The 20,512-nt window shown below is 54.9% G+C and carries 14 protein-coding genes and 1 pseudogene; 7 read left to right on the top strand and 8 right to left on the bottom strand.

Features of this window, described 5'->3' with window-relative positions; all coding sequences use genetic code 11:
- The first annotated feature begins 21 nt into the window (after positions 1–21).
- The 6 genes from AC6I7T_RS30305 (at position 22) to AC6I7T_RS30280 (ending at position 9,441) form a co-directional block, all read left to right on the top strand.
- Positions 22–2,409 (top strand): beta-L-arabinofuranosidase domain-containing protein, encoded by a 2,388-nt coding sequence (locus tag AC6I7T_RS30305; RefSeq protein WP_497795098.1) that lies wholly within the window; start codon positions 22–24, stop codon positions 2,407–2,409.
- Positions 2,410–2,584: 175 nt separating this feature from the next.
- Entirely contained in the window at positions 2,585–4,345 is a 1,761-nt protein-coding gene (locus AC6I7T_RS30300; RefSeq protein ID WP_497795097.1) for a DUF885 family protein, read from the top strand.
- A 435-nt stretch (positions 4,346–4,780) separates the two neighbouring features.
- Positions 4,781–5,245, top strand: a complete 465-nt coding sequence (locus AC6I7T_RS30295; protein ID WP_497795095.1) for a (2Fe-2S)-binding protein — start codon at positions 4,781–4,783, stop codon at positions 5,243–5,245.
- Positions 5,242–7,422 (top strand): xanthine dehydrogenase family protein molybdopterin-binding subunit, encoded by a 2,181-nt coding sequence (locus AC6I7T_RS30290; RefSeq protein WP_497795094.1) that lies wholly within the window; start codon positions 5,242–5,244, stop codon positions 7,420–7,422. Before AC6I7T_RS30295 ends, AC6I7T_RS30290 begins: the two co-directional genes overlap by 4 nt.
- Positions 7,423–7,563: 141 nt before the next feature.
- Entirely contained in the window at positions 7,564–8,664 is a 1,101-nt protein-coding gene (locus AC6I7T_RS30285) for a sensor histidine kinase (protein WP_497795092.1), read from the top strand.
- Positions 8,665–9,441 carry a LytR/AlgR family response regulator transcription factor gene (locus tag AC6I7T_RS30280; protein WP_497795091.1) on the top strand — a complete coding sequence of 259 codons (777 nt, stop codon included), beginning with the start codon at positions 8,665–8,667 and terminating at the stop codon, positions 9,439–9,441.
- Positions 9,442–10,047: 606 nt separating this feature from the next.
- Here the strand turns inward: AC6I7T_RS30280 and lepB are convergent.
- Together lepB and AC6I7T_RS30270 are read right to left on the bottom strand one after the other, a co-directional pair.
- On the bottom strand, positions 10,048–10,467 hold the full coding sequence (gene lepB / locus AC6I7T_RS30275) for a signal peptidase I (protein ID WP_497795090.1): 420 nt from the start codon (positions 10,465–10,467) through the stop codon (positions 10,048–10,050).
- A gap of 74 nt (positions 10,468–10,541) precedes the next feature.
- Positions 10,542–10,706 (bottom strand): annotated as a pseudogene (locus AC6I7T_RS30270) (signal peptidase I); the annotation flags it as partial.
- A gap of 536 nt (positions 10,707–11,242) precedes the next feature.
- Here AC6I7T_RS30270 and AC6I7T_RS30265 point away from each other — a divergent pair.
- On the top strand, positions 11,243–11,410 hold the full coding sequence (locus tag AC6I7T_RS30265) for a hypothetical protein (protein WP_497795088.1): 168 nt from the start codon (positions 11,243–11,245) through the stop codon (positions 11,408–11,410).
- A 941-nt stretch (positions 11,411–12,351) separates the two neighbouring features.
- On the opposite strand, the gene AC6I7T_RS30260 is transcribed toward AC6I7T_RS30265, so the two are convergent.
- From AC6I7T_RS30260 to AC6I7T_RS30235, 6 genes are all read right to left on the bottom strand, one after another.
- On the bottom strand, positions 12,352–12,570 hold the full coding sequence (locus AC6I7T_RS30260) for an MbtH family protein (protein WP_497795086.1): 219 nt from the start codon (positions 12,568–12,570) through the stop codon (positions 12,352–12,354).
- Between the two features lie 79 nt (positions 12,571–12,649).
- On the bottom strand, positions 12,650–15,052 hold the full coding sequence (locus AC6I7T_RS30255) for a M20/M25/M40 family metallo-hydrolase (RefSeq protein WP_497795085.1): 2,403 nt from the start codon (positions 15,050–15,052) through the stop codon (positions 12,650–12,652).
- Between the two features lie 45 nt (positions 15,053–15,097).
- A complete protein-coding gene (locus AC6I7T_RS30250) occupies positions 15,098–15,889 on the bottom strand; it encodes a thioesterase II family protein (RefSeq protein ID WP_497795083.1) in 792 nt (263 codons plus the stop codon).
- Positions 15,890–16,011: 122 nt separating this feature from the next.
- A complete protein-coding gene (locus tag AC6I7T_RS30245; protein WP_497795081.1) occupies positions 16,012–17,688 on the bottom strand; it encodes a cyclic peptide export ABC transporter in 1,677 nt (558 codons plus the stop codon).
- A gap of 32 nt (positions 17,689–17,720) precedes the next feature.
- The gene (locus tag AC6I7T_RS30240) at positions 17,721–19,622 is read right to left on the bottom strand and encodes a RiPP maturation radical SAM C-methyltransferase (protein WP_497795079.1); all 1,902 of its coding nucleotides are present in this window, start codon (positions 19,620–19,622) and stop codon (positions 17,721–17,723) included.
- A gap of 99 nt (positions 19,623–19,721) precedes the next feature.
- On the bottom strand, positions 19,722–20,426 hold the full coding sequence (locus AC6I7T_RS30235) for a class I SAM-dependent methyltransferase (RefSeq protein ID WP_497795077.1): 705 nt from the start codon (positions 20,424–20,426) through the stop codon (positions 19,722–19,724).
- Positions 20,427–20,512 lie beyond the last annotated feature (86 nt).

Below are 20,512 nucleotides of genomic sequence, written 5' to 3'. Positions count from 1 at the left end.
TATTTGCAAAGGAAACATTCGATGCAAGCGAATCGCCGGGAATTTTTGTTGGGTACGGCCGCTGTTCTAGCAACCAATCTGGGACCTAAAGTGGCTCACGCTGTTAATGGGCCGGGGCTTCCGGGAACAGCCAAGCCTCTTCCTTTGTCAGCAGTACGATTGCTCCCATCCGACTACGCCACAGCCGTAGAGGTAAACCGAAAATATCTGTTGAGCCTCAGTGCAGATCGCTTTCTACACAATTTTCTGAAATATGCGGGGCTTCCACCAAAGGGAGAGATCTATGGCGGATGGGAGAGTGACACGATAGCCGGACATACTCTTGGCCACTACCTCTCGGCACTGGTCCTCACTTTTGAGCAGACGGGAGACAAGGAATGCCGGGCTCGCGCAGATTATATTGTTGAGGAATTGGAACGAGCCCAGACAGCGCGGGGCACTGGCTATGTGGGAGCTCTAGGCCGCAAAGGCAAAGATGGAAAAATCGTTGATGGGGAAGTGATCTTCGCAGAAGTGATGCGCGGTGAGATCCACTCCGGAGGCTTCGATCTCAATGGCTCCTGGTCTCCTCTTTATACAGTCCATAAACTCATGGCAGGGCTGCTCGATGTCCATGGGAGTTGGAGTAATCCAAAGGCACTTAAGGTATTGGTGGGATTGGCAGAATACTTTGGACGAGTCTTTGACGCGCTCGATGACGAGCACCTGCAACAGATGTTGAATACCGAATACGGTGGCATCAACGAAAGCTTTGCCGAACTCTCAGTGAGAACAGGCAACAAGCGCTGGCTTGACTTGGCTCAGCGCATCTACGACCGCAAGGTTCTCGATCCCTTGGTTGCAGGAGAGGACAAACTAGCGAATTTTCATGCTAATACCCAGGTCCCTAAACTTATCGGTTTAGCGCGAATCCATGAGCTTAATGGCAAGCCGGAACCGGCACGTGCGGCTAGTTCCTTCTGGACTGCAGTCACGGAGCACCACAGTTATGTGATCGGCGGCAATGCGGACCGCGAGTATTTCTCAGAACCCGATACTCTTGCGGCACATATCACCGAGCAGACCTGTGAGCACTGTAATACCTACAACATGCTGAAGCTCACGCGACAACTTTATAGTTGGAAACCCGATGGAGCATATTTCGATTACTACGAACGAGCGCATCTGAATCACGTCATGGCTGCACAAAATCCGGCTACCGGAGGCTTTACCTATATGACGCCGCTAATGACAGGGTCTGTACGCGAATATTCAAGTCCGACAGAAGATGCCTTCTGGTGTTGTGTGGGCAGTGGCATGGAGAGCCATGCAAAGCATGGCGAATCGATCTTCTGGGAGGGAAGCGACACGTTGCTGGTTAACCTGTATATCCCCGCCGAAGCTAGCTGGGCTACACGTAACGCCAGAATCAAACTGGAAACGAAGTACCCCATGCAACCAGAATCCCATCTGACGTTAACCAGCCTCGGCAAAACAGACAAGTTTGCCATAGCGCTGCGGGTGCCAGGATGGGCAAAGGGCAAAGCTTCCGTGACGGTAAACGGCCAAGAGGTCACTCCAACCATGAACAGCGGATATGCGATAGTGAACCGCAATTGGAAGCAGGGCGATGTGATAGGCATTTCGTTCCCGCTGGAGTTACGTATCGAATCCACGCCGGGAGATGCAAATACAATTGCTATTCTTCACGGGCCCATGGTTCTCGCAGCCGACCTTGGTTCTGTCAAGCAGGAATGGAACAGCGCTGATCCTGCCATGGTAGGGGAAAACCTGCTGAAGGGCTTCAAGCCCAGTACAAAAGCGGAAGGTGTCACCTATGAGACACACGGTGTAATCCGTCCTGCCGATCTTAACTTTGTGCCCTTCTACAGTCAGTACGAGCGTCGAAGCGCTGTGTACTTCAAGCGCTTCAGTGAAGCAGGGTGGAAGGCCGAGCAAGCATCCTTCCTGGCGGAGCAGGCTCATCAACGCGATATTGCAGCACGCTCGGTTGACGTAATGCATCTGGGAGAAATGCAACCGGAACGCGATCACAATCTGATCTCTGAGATCTCCTATCCCGTAAGCTATCGAGGACGCCAGGGACGCGACGCCCGCTCTGGTGGATACTTCGAATTCACCATGAAGACGAAACCAGGTCTACTGGTCTTAATGGCCACATATTGGGGAGACGAACGAGGCCAGAATTTCGATATCCTGATCGACAACGTCCTGCTGGCATCGCAACAGCTGAAGAATGATAAGCCTGGCAAGTTCTTCGATGTAGAGTACCCGGTCCCTGAGGCGCTTACAAAGAATAAGGCAGTCATCAAGGTACGTTTCGTTCCTCACAATCGCTCGACTGCAGGTCCTGTCTTTGGCGTGCGTTTGTTTACACAAAAGCCAGCTGCCTCGGAATCTGCAAAGTAGCTTTCCTACTGCCTTATGCTCCTGTGTCTACCGGAGCATAAGGCATTCCGAACGTGGCAGTCTTCACGATTGGTTGAGAGATCAGACCAAGACCTTGAGTACTCGAATGCTCAATAAATGAAAGCCCAATCGATTGATCTCCGTCTGATCGGGTACCACAGAGGGAAGGGAACATATGCGATTAACGTGGAAAAGATACGTTTGTGGTTCAGCCATGATAGCAGCCGTGAGCATCTGGCAGGCAAATGGCGAAGCAAAGGCATTGAGCCCAGGCGACCCCATCATGCGTCCAATCATTGAGCAGTTTTCGGCAGATAGCATGAGCCTGCAACAAACGTATTCTCTCGACATTTCAGCTTCGCATATCGCACGCTTCCAGAAGTTTTATTCTGACGAACTGCACTCACTAGAAACCATTGACTTTGAGCATCTGTCACACGCAGATCAGATTGACTACCTCCTGCTTCACAACCAACTAGTCTCGCAACAACATCGTTTGGCAATTCGACAGAAGCAGATCAATGGGATGTCACCCCTTTTGCCGTTCGCCAAAGACATCGAAGCCTTGCTCGATGCCAAGCGACGAATGCAGAGACCAGACCCAGAAAAGACTGCAGCAATTCTGACTGGAATCGTACGGCAGATTGAAGTTGCACGTCGAGAATTAGTACCCGTTACGGGTACTAATACGAAACCGAAGGTTAATCCCGTTGTTGCCAATCGCGCAGTAAACGCAACCCGAGAGCTTCGCGATGCTTTGCACGGTTGGTTCGAACAATACCACGGCTACGATCCACTCTTCACCTGGTGGGTTGACCAGCCCTTCCGCAATACAGACAAGGCCCTCGATGCCTATTCGGCATTTCTGAAGGAAAAGCTGGTTGGAATCGCTCCTGATGACAAGACAACAATTATCGGCGATCCCGTTGGGCATGAGGCCCTCATGGCAGAGCTTCAGGACACACTTATTCCATATACACCGGAGGAGCTAATCGCCATAGCCCAGACCGAATACGACTGGTGCATGAAAGAGATGCTCAAAGCCTCACAGGAGATGGGATTTGGTAATGACTGGCATGCCGCTGTCGAAAAAGTAAAGACGATGCACGTTGCACCGGGAGAACAGCCGGAACTCATCCGCAAATTCGTAATTGAAGGAAGCGACTTCGTCAAAAAGAACGATTTGGTCACCGTGCCACCTCTAGCTGATGAGACCTGGCGCATGATCATGATGACTCCAGAGCGTCAGCTCGTAAATCCGTTTTTCACTGGTGGCGATGAAATTAGCGTCTCGTATCCGACCGACACGATGACCTTCGATCAGCGTGAGATGAGTATGAGAGGCAACAACATTCCCTTTGCTCACGCCACCGCCTTTCACGAGATGATTCCCGGACACTTTCTCCAGTTCTATATGAATGCCCGTTATCGTCCATATCGCGAAGCATTCTGGACGCCCTTCTGGATAGAAGGGAATTCTCTTTACTGGGAAATGCTCTTCTGGGACAAAGGATTTAACCGTACACCCGAAGAGCGCGTCGGAGCTTTAGTCTGGCGCATGCATCGGTCAGCACGTGTAATCTTCACGATGAATTTTCACTTGGGAAAGTGGGCACCGCAGGAGTGTGTAAAGTTTTTGATCGATGCTGTCGGTTTCGAACCGGACAACGCTACCGCTGAAGTACGACGTTCCTTTGACGGCTCGGTTGGTCCCCTGTATCAGTGTGCCTATCTAATGGGAGCGCTGCAATTACGTGCTCTCCGGCATGAACTCGTCGATACCAAGAAGATGACCGAACGCGAGTTCCACGATGCAATCCTGCATGAAAATACAATGCCCATTGAGATCCTGCGTGCCGATCTCGAAAACCTAAGGCTCACACGGAACTACACAACCAACTGGCGCTATTACGGACCGCATCCAAATCACCCCTAGACTTTATGTCTGATTAGAGGTAGTTGGGGAAGGTGTTGCGTTCCTTAAGCTCCTTAATACTACACACTTGGTTCAACAAGATGCCTAGGGGTGTTGCCGAGCCGGATATACCGCTTTTGTTGCGCTGCCACTCCGCGGGTATCGCAACACCCTTGAACACCAGACAGATTAGTTGTGGCGCTTCAACTGTAGCCAACTGTAGCAGCCTCCTCGCAGCCGGTTTATGGCTCCCGACGGGCAAATGTCCGATTTGGCGACTTTTACGTCAACTGGATCGCGGATTCCTAGCCCCTTTCTTATTGCGTATGCATTCAGTCTCACCGTACTCTCCAGCCTCGTTAGTTCGGCGATCCTGGCTGCACAACTTCCACTGTTCGCTGCAAACCTCTGGCGGTCGGCAGTGTTGATGCTGCAAGCTTGGCTATGGAGATGAAGATGGTGTCCTATGCGTTACATGTGAACGGTGAACTCCGCAACATCGAAACCGACGGCACCATGCCATTGCTATGGGCTTTGCGTGATTTGCTGGAACTCACGGGCACGAAATATGGCTGTGGCATTGGGATGTGCGGAGCTTGCACGGTTCATCTCGATGGCAAGGCCGTGCGCTCGTGCCTGACGCCCATAGTTGAGGTTGGCGCGCAGAAGGTCACTACGATCGAGGGACTCGGGGATGGGGGTTTGCATCCCGTGCAGGCGGCGTGGATCGCCGAGCAGGCGCCGCAATGCGGCTACTGCCAATCCGGCCAGATCATGTCGGCGGCCGCACTACTGGCCTCGAATCCCCATCCAAGCGACGCACAGATAGACGATGCCATGGGCGGCAACATCTGCCGATGCGCTACCTACTTCCGCATTCGCAAGGCCATTCACCGCGCAGCACAGGAGGTAAGACCGTGAAGCTCAGCCGCCGAGGCTTTCTCGGTACTTCCGCCGCTCTGGTGGGCGGCACCCTCGTCATCGGATTTCGCCTCGATTCGGCTGCCCAGGACACCGCCGGCGTGGTGGAGAGCGGTACCAACCCATTCAATACGTGGATTCACATTAAGCCGGACAGCAGCGCAGAGTTGGTCCTCGCGCAATCGGAGATGGGCCAGGGCGTGTACACGTCGCTTCCAATGCTTTTGGCCGAGGAAGCCGATCTGGACTGGGGACGTGTCTCGGTCGTGCAATCCGATGCGACTAAGGGGACGGGCGGGAGCGGCAGCGTGCGGTCGAACTACCTTCCATTGCGCCGTGCGGGCGCCCAGCTTCGATGGGCAATGATTACGGCGGCCGCACGGCGGTGGAGTGTTCCCGAATCAGAATGCGCTACAAGCAAAAGCGAAGTTTCGCACGCCCGTTCGGGGCGCAAGCTCACTTATGGCGAACTGGTCTCAGACGCAAGCCGCCTACAGCTTCCAGATGCCAAAACCATCAAGCTCAAGGATCCTTCGCAGTTCACCTTGATTGGCCGTGCAACACCGCACCTTGATATCCCGGCCAAGTGTACGGGTAAAGCATGCTTCGGTTTGGACGTACGCATACCGGGTATGGTCTATGCGGTGATTGCGCGTTGCCCCACTTTCGGAGGTGCTCCGGCTAGCTGCAACGCCGCCAAAGCGCTGGCCGTCCCGGGAGTTCTTCAGGTCTTCGAGATCCCTGCCCGCGGCTTTCGCGTGTTCAGTGCAGGCGGAGTTGTGGTGGTCGCCAACAGTACCTGGGCCGCTATGCAGGGCCGAAAGGCGCTCGCAATTACCTGGAATCATGGCCCGAACTACGGCGAAACAACGGAGTCCTTGCATGCACAGATGAAGCAAGCACTTGCGAAGCCGCCGGGGTGGACTCCCGGAACGGACGGCGTCGAGCTCGATGCCGTTCCGGCGGCGAAGCGCGTAGAGGCAGTATACGAGTTTCCATTCCTGGCTCACGCGTGCATGGAGCCGATGAACACGACCATTCACCTGCATGATGGCAAGTGTGAAGTTTGGTCGCCATCACAGGGAGCGGAAGCCATCCGAGGCCCCATCGCCAAGGAACTGGAGTTGCCCGAGTCGGCCGTCACCGTGCATACCACGCTGATGGGCGGAGGCTTTGGGCGCCGCTACCAGTATGACTTTCCGACGGAAGCTGCGCAGATTGCGCGCCACGTCTCATCCCCAGTTCAACTGATGTGGACCCGAGAAGATGACATGACGCACGATTTCTATCGTCCCGCCGGGATGCGGCGCATGCGTGGCGCGCTGGACGCCGATGGCAATGTGGTCGCATGGTCCGATCATCTTGCCGATACGGCCATCGATGCGTTCTGGAGCGCGCCTGGGCAATACAAAATCAACGGTGCAGAACTTCCTCCGCCACTGCCGTATCCGGTTCCTCTGGTGCGCTCGGGATTTTCGCTCATTACAAGCAAGGTTCCCGTGGCGTGGTGGCGTTCGGTCGAGAACTCCTTTCACGGCTTCGCGATAGAGTCGTTCATCGACGAACTGGCCCACGCGGCCGGGCAGGATCCCTACTTCTTCCGTAAGCGCCTTCTGCAACTGCCGCCCGTTGCTCAAACACAGACAGGCGGGGAGGGAGGGCCGCCGCCCGATCCGAAGCGTTTACTCGCAGTCCTCGACCTCGCGGCGGAAAAGTCTGGCTGGATCAAACCGCTCGGCCCAGGCAGAGGACGCGGCATCGCCTGCACCACGACTTACGCTTACATCGCGGAGGTGGCAGAGGTCACGGTGCGGGGCGACAACATTAAAGTCGATCGACTTGTCATGGCCATCGATTGCGGGCAGGTGATCAACCCTAATGGCGCGCGTTCTCAGCTTGAGGGCGGCATGACCTTCACGTTGAGCTCGGTTCTACAGGAAGCCATCACCATACGCGATGGCGCCGCCGAGCAGAAGAACTTCGACGATTACAGCGTCTTGCGCATGCCTGAGGCTCCGGCACTCGAGACCCACTTCATCGAAAGCCACGACGATCCGCACGGGCTCGGCGAGGCGGCTGTGTGGCTTACGGGGCCGGCCATCGCCAACGCCATCTTCGCCGCAACCGCCAAGCGGCTCCGTCGCCTGCCTTTTCGAATGGATGAATTATCGGCATAGTCTTCATCCTGGCTCGCAGCCGCCCAGTGCTGGAATCTTGTCGCCTTCAACGAAACCTCGGCGTACACTGAGCGCATCCAGCGGTGGTTTCCCCGCGGTGCCACCGCGCCGGTCAGTCTAGCACCTGATTGGGAGATCGCATTGGCAAGTTCAACTTCATCAGAATCAGACACCGTCCGCGTACCAAGCGTCTCCGTTCGCGGCGCCGGCGCAACCGTCATCCTGCTTCTTGCGGGAGTTCTCGCGCTGGCAACCGCGAGCGAATGCAGTTCCATTACCCATCTGCCATCCCTCATCTACGGAATCGCGCTTTGGGGTTGGTGGGGCTGCATCGCCTCCGCTCTCTGGCTCATCGGCTCATATCGCTCGTCCAATTCGCGCTTCTCCCACTTGTCCATCGGACTTCAGGTGCTGCTCGGTTGTACCTTTGGGCTGGTACACCTGCTGCTGATGGGAGGCGTTGCCTTCGTAACTCCGGAATGGCGCGCAGGTCGAGCCGCTCTCGTCATCTGGACAAGTGCGCTCAGTCTTAACCGCTTCGGGCTGGAATTCCTCACCTACGGCTTCATCTTCGGGATCATCGGCGTGATCCAATCCCACATTCGTGCCCAGCAGGACGCCATGCGGGCTGTGGAACTCGAGCGGCAGCTCTCCGATGCGCAGCTTCGTGCTTTGCAAATGCAACTCGAGCCACACTTCCTCTTTAATACCCTCAATGCCATCACCACTCTTGTCGATCTCGGCCGCCAGCCGCAGGCCGCAGAGATGCTCCGCCATCTGAATGCCATTCTCAAAAGCACGCTGAAACGCACCACGCCCGAAAAAGTACCTCTCTCTCAGGAACTCGCTATAGTCGAGAACTACCTCGCCATCGAGCAGGTACGCTTCGCCGATCGTTTGCACATCGAGATCAAGGTCGATCCGGGAGCTCTCGACTGTCTCGTACCCTGCTTTCTTCTTCAGCCCATTGTCGAAAACGCCATTCGCCACGGCATCGCTCATTGCGAGGAGAACGGGCTAGTGCAAGCCTCAGTTCGGCGTGAGGGTGACAGGCTGCATCTGGAAGTTCGCGACACAGGTTCGCCTCACGGTGCGCACCTGAAAGCTGGCAATGGCATAGGCCTCAAAAACACGCGCGAGCGCCTCACACACTTCTATAACGAAGCCTATGATATGAGCGCCCAGCCGCTGGATGCCGGCGGGTTCCAGGTCGCCATCACCATACCCTATGAGCCAGCCTGAATGAAGTTGAGAGCTCTCATTGCGGATGACGAACCGCTGGCGCGCGAGCGTCTGCGCTTCCTTTTGACTGCAGACGACGAGATCCACGTCGCCGGCGAATGCCGAAACAACAAGGAAGTCATCGCAGCGCTCAAAGACCAGTCCTGCGACGTTCTGTTTCTGGACATCCAGATGCCCGGTGGCAGTGGTTTTGACCTAGTCGAGCAGGTAGGCAGGGCGCACATGCCGGTTACCGTGTTCGTCACCGCTCACAATCAGTATGCCCTGCAAGCCTTCGACGTCCATGCGCTCGACTACCTCACCAAGCCTGTCGAACCGGAACGGCTCAAAGCGGCGCTGGTCCACGTCAGGGAGCGCCTTGCATCGCAAAGTGCGCTGCAGACGCAGGAACAGCTCATGTCCCTGCTTGCTGCCCTGGGTGGCGGCCCGCGTGTGCCCAGAGAGTATCCGCGCCGCCTCATCGTTCCCAATGGATCGAAGGACTCATTCGTCAACGTGGATGAAATCGATTGGATCGAAGCTGCCGATTACTACGCCTGCCTACATGTTGGCTCCAGAACCTTCATGTTGCGCGAAACCATCAAGCAACTGGCAGACAGTCTCGATCCGCGCAAGTTTGTTCGCGTACACCGCTCAACCATCGTCAACATCGCGCAGGTGCGCGAGATCCTGCGCGGCGGCCGTAGTGAGGGTTGGGTGCAACTCGCCGCTGGCCCTCGGCTCAAGATGAGCAAGGCCGGCTGGAATGCACTCCTTGCTGCCACGCAGAGTTCGTAATATCTCCGAACATTGGTGGTCTTCGATCGACCGCCTCGATGGTCCCCCGCCCGTAGATCTGCCGATTTCGAACAAACCACGACAGTTTACTGGATCTTGGTGGGTTGCCCTTCATAATACGGCCCGTTGTATACACGTTGCTGTCCCTGAACGGCCAACGGGTCTGGCTCATGGAGGAGTAGGCTCATGGCCACCGCAGTGGAGGCGGTCGGAATGAGCGAAAATGCTCGCAAGAGCCCCGCGGACCCAAAGCGACCGTAGGCGAAACTTAGCCTTCCCGATCTGGACCACAGCAAATCGGCCGTCCTGGACAGCCTTCGCTCAAACGAGTCGAAGCGCGGATACCAATGTGCGATTGATGAGTTTATTTAGTGGTATTACTCTGAACCTCGCCTGTCGTTAAGCAAGGTAGTCGTCGTGCCTGAGTGGTCAAATCGGCGATCAATCTGTGGGTGTCTCCTCAGCCAGGATTTCGCGACGGCCTGGTGCTCGCTTTCTGCCGACGCCAACCGACTTGAGGGGGATGTTGAGCAATCAGTAACTGACGAGTGGGCGGTTACTCGCCCGGAACGCAGAAAGGCCGAATCGCGATCCTATAGTTTCGGTTCAACGAACAACGTGGAAAGTGCGTTTCCAACGCGTGTCTGGGAAGAAATGCACAAGTATGTGGCTGATCCACGCGAGCTTGTGACGGAATTCTGTTTGTTCAAGTTGCCCATCTCGGGCCTTGAACGACCAATAGTTGAACAGCGGACGACCAAGTATGTTGGCGCGCGGCACGAAGCCCCAGTAGCGCGAGTCCAGACTATTGTGCCTATTGTCGCCCATCATGAAATACATTCCGGGTGGAACCACTAAGTCTCCGTCCTGGATATAACTCGGGAAGTTCACGGCCCATGACTCTGCTGCCCCGGGCACTCCAGCTGGAGGTACTTCGGGGAAATCGTCGAGGAACTCGTTGAAATTATCCGTCGTCGGTTGCGCAAATCCCACGGGCTGTGCGACACCATTATTAGCGGCATCCACGAATCAGGCGGCATTAGCGTGATCCGGTCGACCACCAGGTGATCACCTATGAGCAGAGTGTTCTTCATCGAGCCTGACGGGATGACATAGTTTTGAGCTAAGAAGGTTAGAATGAACAAACCCACTACCAGAACTGAACAGATGCTGGCCAGCGCCTCGAAAGGAGTTTCTTCCCGATTGATGTTGGCGGAAGCTGCGGACTTCGTTGAAACAGGAGATCTCTTCTTCGCTGAACTCATCCAAAGGCTCCTCAGGAAGGCTGCGAGCCCCCCAGGGCGTTCGCCAGCGATCACTTCAAAAGCGATGATTTCATGTATGTTCGACCGTCGTCGGTTTGCGTCTTGACCAGAGTCTATCAAGATCCCTGAGGGACACCTACTTTCCAGATGATCCAGTATTCTGTCGGCTGGTCGCCCATCCGAAAGTTACTGCCCGGTATAGATATCTTGGTGGCATTCTGAAGATTTCGGGGAATTTGAGATCCATTCGCCTTGGTGGTGGACTGGTATGCGAGACGGCTTCGAGTCTGTGTGTGCGGCAATTATCGCCGAGTCTGAGGATGATGCGAAGCGGATTGTACGTGAGGCTTACGATCGTATGGATGTTCTGCCAGAATTCAGGTTCTGTGTTGAGAGGCCGAGCGATGGGCCTCCGTTCTCAGACCGTTTTGTACGTGATGAGTGGATGATGTGGCCCAATGGCTTAGATAGCACCGAGTAGAAGAGGCTGTCCGTCCCAGTGGGGAAGGAGACTCAACTGCGACTTAGGTCTCTTGATGAACAAAGGTAATCCGGTTAGCGTCAGTGGTATCCGTACTTTGGTTGGACCGGCAGGCAACACTGATCTCCGCAAAGAGGCGATCCGTTACATCGTTCTCAATAACTGCGATGGCCGTACCTTAGCGTTCGTAAGTGAAAGTGGTCGAGACACTGCGGATGTTTAGGATAGGCGCACCAGCAATAACGGCCACCCTAATGAACATATAATTGTCGATGAGACACGTGGCCGGTTTCTATCCGCGATCCTGGGCGTTCCAGAGCGAGAGTGCTGTGTCCTTACAATGCAGGTCGTCGCATCGATGGATACAGGTGAAATTGCAGGGGAACTGCAAACGTCGGACACTGCGTTACGCTCATGTCTCTACCGCGCGTGCAGAAGGAATTGAAAGTCAGATTGCGGCACCAGCACAAAAAGTGCTGGTGCCGGGATGGGTGGTTGTAAGTAAAGGAACTATATAAGCAAAGGAAAGCATTCACCGGCGCCCTACAGTGTTGGTTCCACACAGATGCGCGGTAACATAAGATTCGGTAGTCGGCAGTGGCCCGAGGTTGCAATCCACGTTGGAGAGGGTACGAGTCGGGGAAATTGTCTCGCGCACGTTTACCTTGGAGCCGCTGGAGCAATCAGCTCCAGTGTTGAATATGCGGAGGCCACCGTACATTCTATCGTTAAAGCTGTTAATTGTTACGAAGAACTCCTGGACGCTTTGAAAGGCGTGTTGCCTTATATGGAGGAAGCGGAGCGGGCCGAACTTATTGGCGACGAAGGCTGTCACTGGCACTAGTGAAAGGTCGGATTTCTGAGTGCGACAAAATGGCCAGGCGGCTCGCAGAAATGAGGCAAGGTTAGCGGGCATTTAAGTCGAGCGGCAGAAAGACGCGGTGGGAATGCCGATCTCTGGAGGGGTTGGGAAAACGATACATCTATTTCCCAATCTTTCCAGGAACCTTGGAAATCACTATGCAATTCCCACCGCTATGACAACGGAGTTTGTGTAGTTGAATTTACTCGCTTATGGGATACACCTTTCGTGGGCTGTCTCAAAGCACTTTTACCCAATTTGGCGCCGCTCTTGCCGCGCTGCATAGCAACTGGAATAGCGACCTATCCTAATCCTTGTTCCTGCATCCGCTTTCTCAAGCTGAGCGGTCGCATATCGGTCCAGACCTTTTCAATGTGGGCCAGGCATTCCTCTTTCGCGCCACTCTTACCGGCGTCGTTCCATCCTGGCGCGTTTTCACGATGCGCAGGCCAAATAGAATACTGTTCCTCATGGTTTACTACTACTTTGTAAGTCGTTTTATCTTCCTGGGTTTCAGACATTGTGTTTCCTTTCAGAATTAAAGTTTCAATTGGGAGATATACTGATGTTTTTTCCGTGACGGGAACATACAGCTGCACGTCAGAGGAAAAGTTTCAGGCATACCAGCGTGACGTCGCTGCCCTCCGCGGCGACGATGTCCATGGGCCGGTGGACTGTGTACGGCAGGTTTGGCGATTGATCGATTAGCCACACGGGAAAAGTAGCGGGGACACTGCGGACCGTGAGAATCAACCGGATTGGCCCCTTTGGCATTCCAACGAGCATCACGCTCCTAGGCCTCGAAGAGATGCGCGGGGTGATGTGGCGGCCGCCTACGTCTATGGACAGAATCTGCACATCCTGACCGACAGTCAGTTGAATGCGGTTGGCACCTCTTGGTGACATCAGATTCAGATCGTATGTACGAATATCTCTATCGGACTTTGATGCCAGGACTGAGAGGCGCGGTGCTTCAATCGGAATTGGCGGGGCATCCGAGGACAGCAGCGGGCGGTCTGCTCCGGCAATGTAATCCGGCACGGGTTTTCGGGTCGCGGTCTGGCCATTGATGAAACGTTTGGTGAATTCATCCACTGAGGAATCGTACGTTATCCATCGTCCCGTTCCGTTCGAAGCATTCCGCGCATAGACAAGAGTGTCTGCATACGGGTGTTTTGCGCTCTTGTGAGCTCCGGCCGCTCCGATGGCAATCGATACAACCGCAAGCAGACTCAGGGGCAGCAATGGCGCCATCTTATTGGCAGGAGGCAGGGCATCGTATAGAAAGGGGATTCCGATCAGCAATGACAGGGCGAGAAGGATGCCAATTGCAATCATCATCGTGGACTGGAGAGAGAGGAAGACAAAAAGGAGATAACCGATAGGTGCAAACAACGCTACAGTAATCGCAACGACAAGGAAACCGGCAAAGCGCATCGAACGGGCAAACCGTAGTTGCTCTCGTCTTAACAGAGTTACGAATAATGCGAGATTGGCTGCCAGCATCGGCCAAAACAATAGGTAGCTTCCCGACGGTAACAGCAATGCTAACGCCCACGTTACGAGATCGATCAGCAGCAGTGCGGAGACCCAGTATTCGAGTGGCCTCAAGTAAGTCTGTGTCCAAAGGAACAGGCCTGCGCCAACCAGAAGAGCCACAAGTGCGACGCCGGTCATGAGAAAAGCATTCGGGACAGAATCTCCAGGGATGAGTCTTTGGCCGAGTAGGCGGGCGAGTATCCACCATACCGTTGCGGCTGCTGCCGGCATTGCCGCCAGCAGCGCCACAGAGCTTGCGAGTCCCCGAAAAATTCGGAGGACGCTTGCCTCACCGGTCTTGACTGCCAGAAGGATTTCGGCGATCAATAACAGTGTCACGGCGATTTGCCCAGGTACGACTACCGTCTGAGGATAGGATGCAAGATGGTGGCCCCACCAATCAAAAAACACAGCATCACCACCACCGTGCTGTAATTGCTGGAGGTCAGTTCCCCCGAGATAGCGCATCAGCCCCAGGCCATTGGCCCCATCGTGCTGAACCGAGCGGGGGTCGAGTTCTTCCACCGTGTCACGGGATGTGTGATAGGCTTCCGAATCTGAGCCGAACGCGAAGTTCAATCCTGCGGCACCTACAGAGCGAAAGACGGTGAAGTCTGTACTGTTTGGCAGGAGCTTATATAGCGCATAAAACAGCGAAGAGCCGAGCGGATAAGGCTCCGACTTTGCGACGGCCTCTATCAGCAAACGATTCGCCGCTCCCGTCTCGAATAACAGAGACGGACCGCCGGCGCCGCGCGCTTCGAAATTAATCAACAGTGAAATATCTTTCATCCACGGATGCGAAGTTACGAATGCGTCTGCGCCGAGCGACCCCAGCTCTTCGCCATCGGTGAAGAGCACAACCACATCGTTCCGAAGTGCAGCGCCGGCTTCGAGCGCTCGGACCACTTCAAGGATCGCAGCCACCCCCGCCGCGTCATCGCCTGCGCCCGGCGAGGTTTCGACGGAATCGTAATGGGCTACGAGCGCTATTGCTCCAGATGACGCCGTACCGGGCAGTCGCGCAACGATATCTTGCGTTTGGGCGGCAATAATTGTGTGATGTCCCGGGTACACACCGGTTGCGGTGAACACCTGGGGGCTCATGCGAAGTGTCGTAAGCTGGGAGACGAGATAATTCCGTGCGGCTGTATTTGCCGGCGTTCCGATCGGGTGGGGAGCGCGCGACAAAGCCTTGATGTGCAACAGGGCTCTCTGCGCCGAGAACTCCGTGGCTGGGGCTGTTTTTGCCGCCACATTCGGGGGACACAAGCTACGGATGGAAAGTATGGTCCAAATGCCCAATACTGCCCACAGGAGCAGTGAAACAGCGGCTGTGCCGAATCTGGACCGCGAAATTGGATTCCAGGCGTGACCGGGTTCTGGGGGGTGGCTCCGCGCGGCGACTGAGGATGTCGCATGGCGCTGGTTCGCTTGGAACGATGGAGTTGGCGAAATAGACATACTGGACGTCTCCAAGTGTGTGGTTTTAGAGCTCGGCACCTTCAGTCAGATATCATTTGGCACGAAGACTTGTTGCAGATCACGCCTCAGCATGTGTATGAAGTTGGCGGCAGACGTGTGTATGAAGAAATGGCCTCCCGGAAACATACGGACGGTCAACCTGGCTGTTGTTTGCTGCTGCCAGGCGCGGATGCCATCCGGCGATGTATGTCGGTCTTGCAATCCGCCATAGGCGTAGATCGGACAGGGCAAGGGAGCTTCGTGAAGATACTCGTGTGTTTGTATCATCTGTAGGTCTGCTCGGATAGCTGGAAGAAACGTACTCATCGCCCCAGGCGATTCGAGAAGTTGCTGTGGCGTGCCGTTGAGCTGTTTCAATTCTTCGATGAGCTCTGCGTCCGGAAGATTGTATGTTGGTGATTTCGAGGGGGGCAGGTGCGGAGCACTCCGGCCGGAGACGAACAACGCCCTGGGAAGCGGCCGTCCGGTTCGTCGCAGTTCGCGCGCCAACTCAAAGCCGATGACGGCGCCCATGCTGTGTCCGATGAGAGAAAACGGTTCGGGCAGGACCGGCGTAACAGCATCGGCAAGCATCCGCACCAGCTCTTGGAGACAAGTGAGTGGCGGCTCCGCGAATCGCTTCGATCGGCCTGGTAGCAGCGCAAGGTGCAGAGTGATATCCGGCGGCAGAGCTTCCCTCCAGGGCTGAAAAATCTGAATTCCTCCGCCGGCATACGCGAAGCAAAGCAAGTGAGCACGGTTACTTACATCAGCCCCCAATACTTCGAACCATGGGGACTGCTTTGTGCTCGAGCGATCATGAAGTTGTGTCGTCATTAGAGTAATTAGGGCAAAGCCAGCGTTGTCGTGTCCTGTCCAACCTTGGGGATGTGCAGGTTTTCTTGGCCGAAAACCTGCGCCGGCATTCGTGGCTTCGCATATACCTATGTTGGTTTGTTCTAGACGGCGGCCCCAGACACATGACTCGGAGAATATGTGTCCGGCTCACACGGAACAGGGATGTCCCGAATGGGGATCAGCTTTCCGGATTCGAGCTTCACCAACCGATCGGCAACACCATAGTAGCGGTCGTCATGGGTAATAACAATTACTGCTTTGCCACGCGATTTCAGCTCGGGAAGAATGCGTTCGTAGAATACCGCCTTGAATGCAGGATCCTGATCGGCGGCCCACTCATCGAAAAAATAGATGGGGCGATCTTCGAGCCATGCTGTCAGTAGCGCAAGCCGTTTTCGTTGCCCTTGTGAGAGGTCTGTGGTGGAAAGCACTCCGTCCTGGACGTGCACCTTGTGATGGAGATTCAGACGAACGAGATAGTCGTTCGCTAGAGAGTCGAGTTGGACACGTTCTAACCCAAACAATGATTCGAATAAGAAAAAGTCGGAAAAGATAGCTGAGAATAATTGTCTGTAATTGTGTCGGTTCTCATCGGTTATTCGCTGGCGATTACACCATAGCTCACCGGTGTGGGGCATGTACAGCCCGGCCAGAACCTTCGCCAAAGTCGTCTTGCCGCTCCCATTGCCACCAACAATAAACAAGATCTCGCCTGCGTCTACGGCCAGATCGACCGGTCCTAGCGTGAATGCTTCATCCGTATTGGCAGCGCGATATGAGTAGGTCACGCCACTTAGTTCCAATCGAATTGGAGCGTCTGCGTTCAGAGACAGGGCTGAGGCGTTCGGGTCAGTTCCTTCGCTGGTGAGTTCAAAACCCAGACTCTGGGCATTGGCGAGCGCGACGTTCGCCCGTGTGAGCGCGGGAAGGGAGTTCATCACCATCTGAAGGGGGGACATCAGGTACAGCAGCGCAAGACAGAAGCCGACGGGAATGCCGGTTGTAGAGATTCCAGACCTGGAGAAAACGGCGAGTGCGATAGCGGCGAAGACGAGTAACTGGCCCCAACTCGAGGTCATGATGAAGATGTTGAAACCCGATACATTTGCGTCGCATACGTCTTGTGCCGTATGCGACAACGCGTTGGTAAGGAACACCTGGCTACGGTTCTCATGCAGTTTCAACTCCTTGATGCCGAAGATCAGACTGCGGAGATGCAATTGCAGATCGTTGTCCCGACGGCGCGCTCTCTGAAATGCCTGGATCGCTCGTCGGAGTCCAAACTGGTATGTGTAAATGCCCACAGCCATCAAGCATAGGATGGCCACTAACAGTTTCCACTGGAGCCATCCCATGAAGCACAGGCAGCCTGCAATCACTCCGGCATTGATGCAGATAAGGGGGATTGATCCCGTGGCATTTGCGATGGTGGGAATGTCGTCAGTCAGAACCGACATGATGCGGTGTGATCCAATCTGCTCTAGTTGCCGCAGAGCGGTCTCCTGCACTTGGCGGCTGAGGCTAATCCGAAGCGAGCAGATCGCTTGTTGGCCGAGGGACGCGAGCATGCGTTCCGAGACAACACGTGAAAGGGCGGCGGCGCCACAAAGTATGGCAAACAGCGGTGCGATTCGTAGTGAGAATAGCTCGTGCGATGAGATCACGCTATTTACAACGGCAAGCAGACCTGAGTTCAGAACGCCACTAAGCACGCCAAAGAGGATAGCAAGCCAGAGCGTACGTCCCGATCGTTTCCTAAACAGATGGAAGAGTTGCATGCCGTTATCGTGCCTGCTGCGGTTATGCGCTGTTATTGAATTTGCACCAGTTTTTCGCGCTCGATGGGGATGGCGGAGCTATTGGCGTCTAGAGGATCAGGAGCATCGATCTCTGCGCTGAGAACGAGGCTCATGATCCGGTCATCCTCCTGGAAGATGAGCCCAAGGTCGCGCAAGTTGTCGATCTCGTCTCTGGTCCCGGGTCCGTGAGCATCTGTCAATCGATCGATGCGGGCGGGCTTGACCAGTTCGCGGAGAATGGCAGCGGCCTGATCGCTCAAGGAGTGTTTGATTGTGCAGCCGTTACGGGAATCGGCGACTGTGAAGGAATCCATAAAATAAAGCTGCGGGCGAGATTCGGCTGTTATCTTCCATCGTTCCTGCCAGTCGATCACTTTGGGCCGAATCTTGCCGATCCATTTGGCCATTATGGTGAAATAGTCGGCAAGCACGTTGTGGTCGGAAAAATAATATGCAAATTCCGTGAGATCTGCAGCGTTGAGCGGATATACGAGGGAATAAAAATCCAGCGGATGTAAATCGAGATGGTACTCGTCGGCCTGGAAGAAGTAAGGGGAGAAACGGTCGAAGCGCACCGGAAAAACTCCGGACGGGGGCGGCAAATGAGTAATCAGCGGGAGGACTTGAAGATACTTCTTGTAACTCTCCTGTGTCTCGCCGGGGAATCCCAGCAAGAGATTCCAATGCGGTGTAATGCCATGGGTGACGCAGAGCTTGAGCAGATGAATGTTCTGAAACGCGGTTGTTCCTTTCTTCATCAGCTTCAACGTCGAGGTAACCAGCGCTTCGATTCCTGGCTGAATCTGATTGACACGAGCCTTGGCCAGGGTGGCGATGTTGCTTTCGGAGAGGTCGGCCTTCACCTCGTAAAAGATCTCGATGTCTTCGGGTGTATTTAACCGTGGGAGCACGTCGGTGAGGTATTGTTTCGGAAGAATATTGTCGACGGCGGTGATGCGAGAAATCTGTCCGGAATGCTTGAACAGGGATTCGAAAGCAGCCACCGCAAGATCCGGTTTCATCGCACGGTACTGCAGGGAGGCGCCGTTGAGGCCGCAAAACGTGCAGTGGGAACGCTCTCCCCACCAACAGCCCCGCGAGGTTTCGAGTGGCAGGACTGGCTTGGTGGAGACGTTAGGGAAGAAAGCCTCAAACCGACGTAGAAACGGAGAGTAGTCGAGTTTCAGGGGGACGTTGATGTCCAGTTCCTCGCCGAGGGTGGAGGGACCGGCCAGAGGCCGAGGCCAGTTCCTGGATAAGACGCCGCGAATCGCCGAACCGTTCTCTACGGTGCCGGCAAGCCACCGTCGGAGGAATTCGGGAAAGCTCTTCAAGGATGAACCAGAGAACACGTAATCGACCTGGGGAATTTTTTCGGCGATCACCGCGCCCATTGGAAATTCACAATTCGCGCCTCCGACCACGGTCAGAATCGCCGGATTCATCTCCTTCAGTTTGCGGGCCATGGAGAAGCTCGCCGCATTTTGCATAAACATCGAAGTAAAACCGACGATGTCATTAGCGGCCAGATCATATGTGGTGATGAGCTCATTGAGGAACGAGTCGAGGCCGGACCTGAACTTCGAGACGGATTCGCGCAGGTGCGTTGCCTCGGCGCCGTTGCCGGGGAAGTACCGGCTCATGTACTTATCTGTATTGTCCTGCAGATCCGGAGACATTACCTGACGGAAGATCCAATCGCCGAGACCGGTATTTAAGGACTCCATAGAGTTCGTCAGGTATTCGTAGAATTCCAGACCTGCATAGCAGGCGAAGTCATGATTGAGATATAGGACTTCAACAGCGATACGGCCGTGAAACTCCTCGTTGAGGACCGCCTGAAGCTGGGTAAGAGCAATAGAAGGCAGTCCCAAATTTGAGAACGGCATGTTTATAAGAGAGATTCGGTGCATATACAGCGTCCCTTTCCATGACGTGGAGAGATCGTTGTAAGTAACTGGAGTAAGTGCTGGTTCCGATGAACCGGGTTGGGCCGGCGCTCCAAGTCGGGATCAGCTCTTCACGGACATGAAGCGCATTGCATTGGTAAGGATCTCCTGCGGGTGCACGGTCAGGCACGGCGGCCTGTAATCCGTCACACGGCGCAGAATCGTACAACTGCTCTGGTCCAGCTTATGGATCTCGGGCAGAGTTATGCTTTCCATGTCGTTGGCCGCCGCCCGTTTCGCTTTCATCCATTGAACGGCGTTCCATCCGTATTTTCGAGATACAGTGTTGTGGAAGATCATCAGACCGCCTTTAGGGTTGAGCAAAGGCCAGAAGGCTTCAAAGAATTCCTTATAGTCGTGAGAGTCTATCCACGCAAGATCTATGGATCGGGCATCGGAGGGTAAGGCCTCGGGGGAGACATTGCGAGACCCCATCCGGGTGAACCACTTGCCAAGATCGAGTTCCGCGACAGCACTGCTCATGCGTTGCGAGTATTCGTGATCCTCGCCAAGTTCTTCAAAACTGTACAAATGAGGTTTCTGAAAATCGAGATAGTAGACTGGGTCGGCTGCGCAAGCTTTGCCTCCTTGGCCGAACCAGTCTGCGACCGCACGGTTTGCGGAGGTCAGGTTTACTTGACTGAGGTCGCCGAGAATAGCGGTTTTTTTACGGAGGAGCTCCGCTTCCTCCTTGGCGTCGCGTTCGTTTTCGGCGAGTGCTGCCAGGAGGAACAGGGTGGTGTAGCCGGATCCGCACTCGACAACCACTCTAGGCCTCAACATTCGGACCAACGAATGCAGCAACGGCGCGACGTTCTCGGTTCCAGAGAACGAGGTGTAGGGAGAGAAAGCAT

The sequence above is a fragment of the Humiphilus diazotrophicus genome (assembly GCF_059726315.1).
This window is presented reverse-complemented; position numbering and strand designations above follow the sequence as displayed.

Bases quoted from the DNA above. Each gene is read 5' to 3' on its own strand.
- AC6I7T_RS30295 (WP_497795095.1), top strand. From the start codon at position 4,781: ATGGTGTCCTATGCGTTACATGTGAACGGTGAACTCCGCAACATCGAA.
- AC6I7T_RS30240 (WP_497795079.1), bottom strand. From the start codon at position 19,622: ATGCACCGAATCTCTCTTATAAACATGCCGTTCTCAAATTTGGGACTG.
- AC6I7T_RS30245 (WP_497795081.1), bottom strand. From the start codon at position 17,688: ATGCAACTCTTCCATCTGTTTAGGAAACGATCGGGACGTACGCTCTGG.
- AC6I7T_RS30305 (WP_497795098.1), top strand. From the start codon at position 22: ATGCAAGCGAATCGCCGGGAATTTTTGTTGGGTACGGCCGCTGTTCTA.
- AC6I7T_RS30260 (WP_497795086.1), bottom strand. From the start codon at position 12,570: ATGTCTGAAACCCAGGAAGATAAAACGACTTACAAAGTAGTAGTAAAC.
- AC6I7T_RS30300 (WP_497795097.1), top strand. From the start codon at position 2,585: ATGCGATTAACGTGGAAAAGATACGTTTGTGGTTCAGCCATGATAGCA.
- AC6I7T_RS30265 (WP_497795088.1), top strand. From the start codon at position 11,243: ATGAACAAAGGTAATCCGGTTAGCGTCAGTGGTATCCGTACTTTGGTT.
- AC6I7T_RS30280 (WP_497795091.1), top strand. From the start codon at position 8,665: ATGAAGTTGAGAGCTCTCATTGCGGATGACGAACCGCTGGCGCGCGAG.
- AC6I7T_RS30250 (WP_497795083.1), bottom strand. From the start codon at position 15,889: ATGACGACACAACTTCATGATCGCTCGAGCACAAAGCAGTCCCCATGG.
- AC6I7T_RS30255 (WP_497795085.1), bottom strand. From the start codon at position 15,052: ATGTCTATTTCGCCAACTCCATCGTTCCAAGCGAACCAGCGCCATGCG.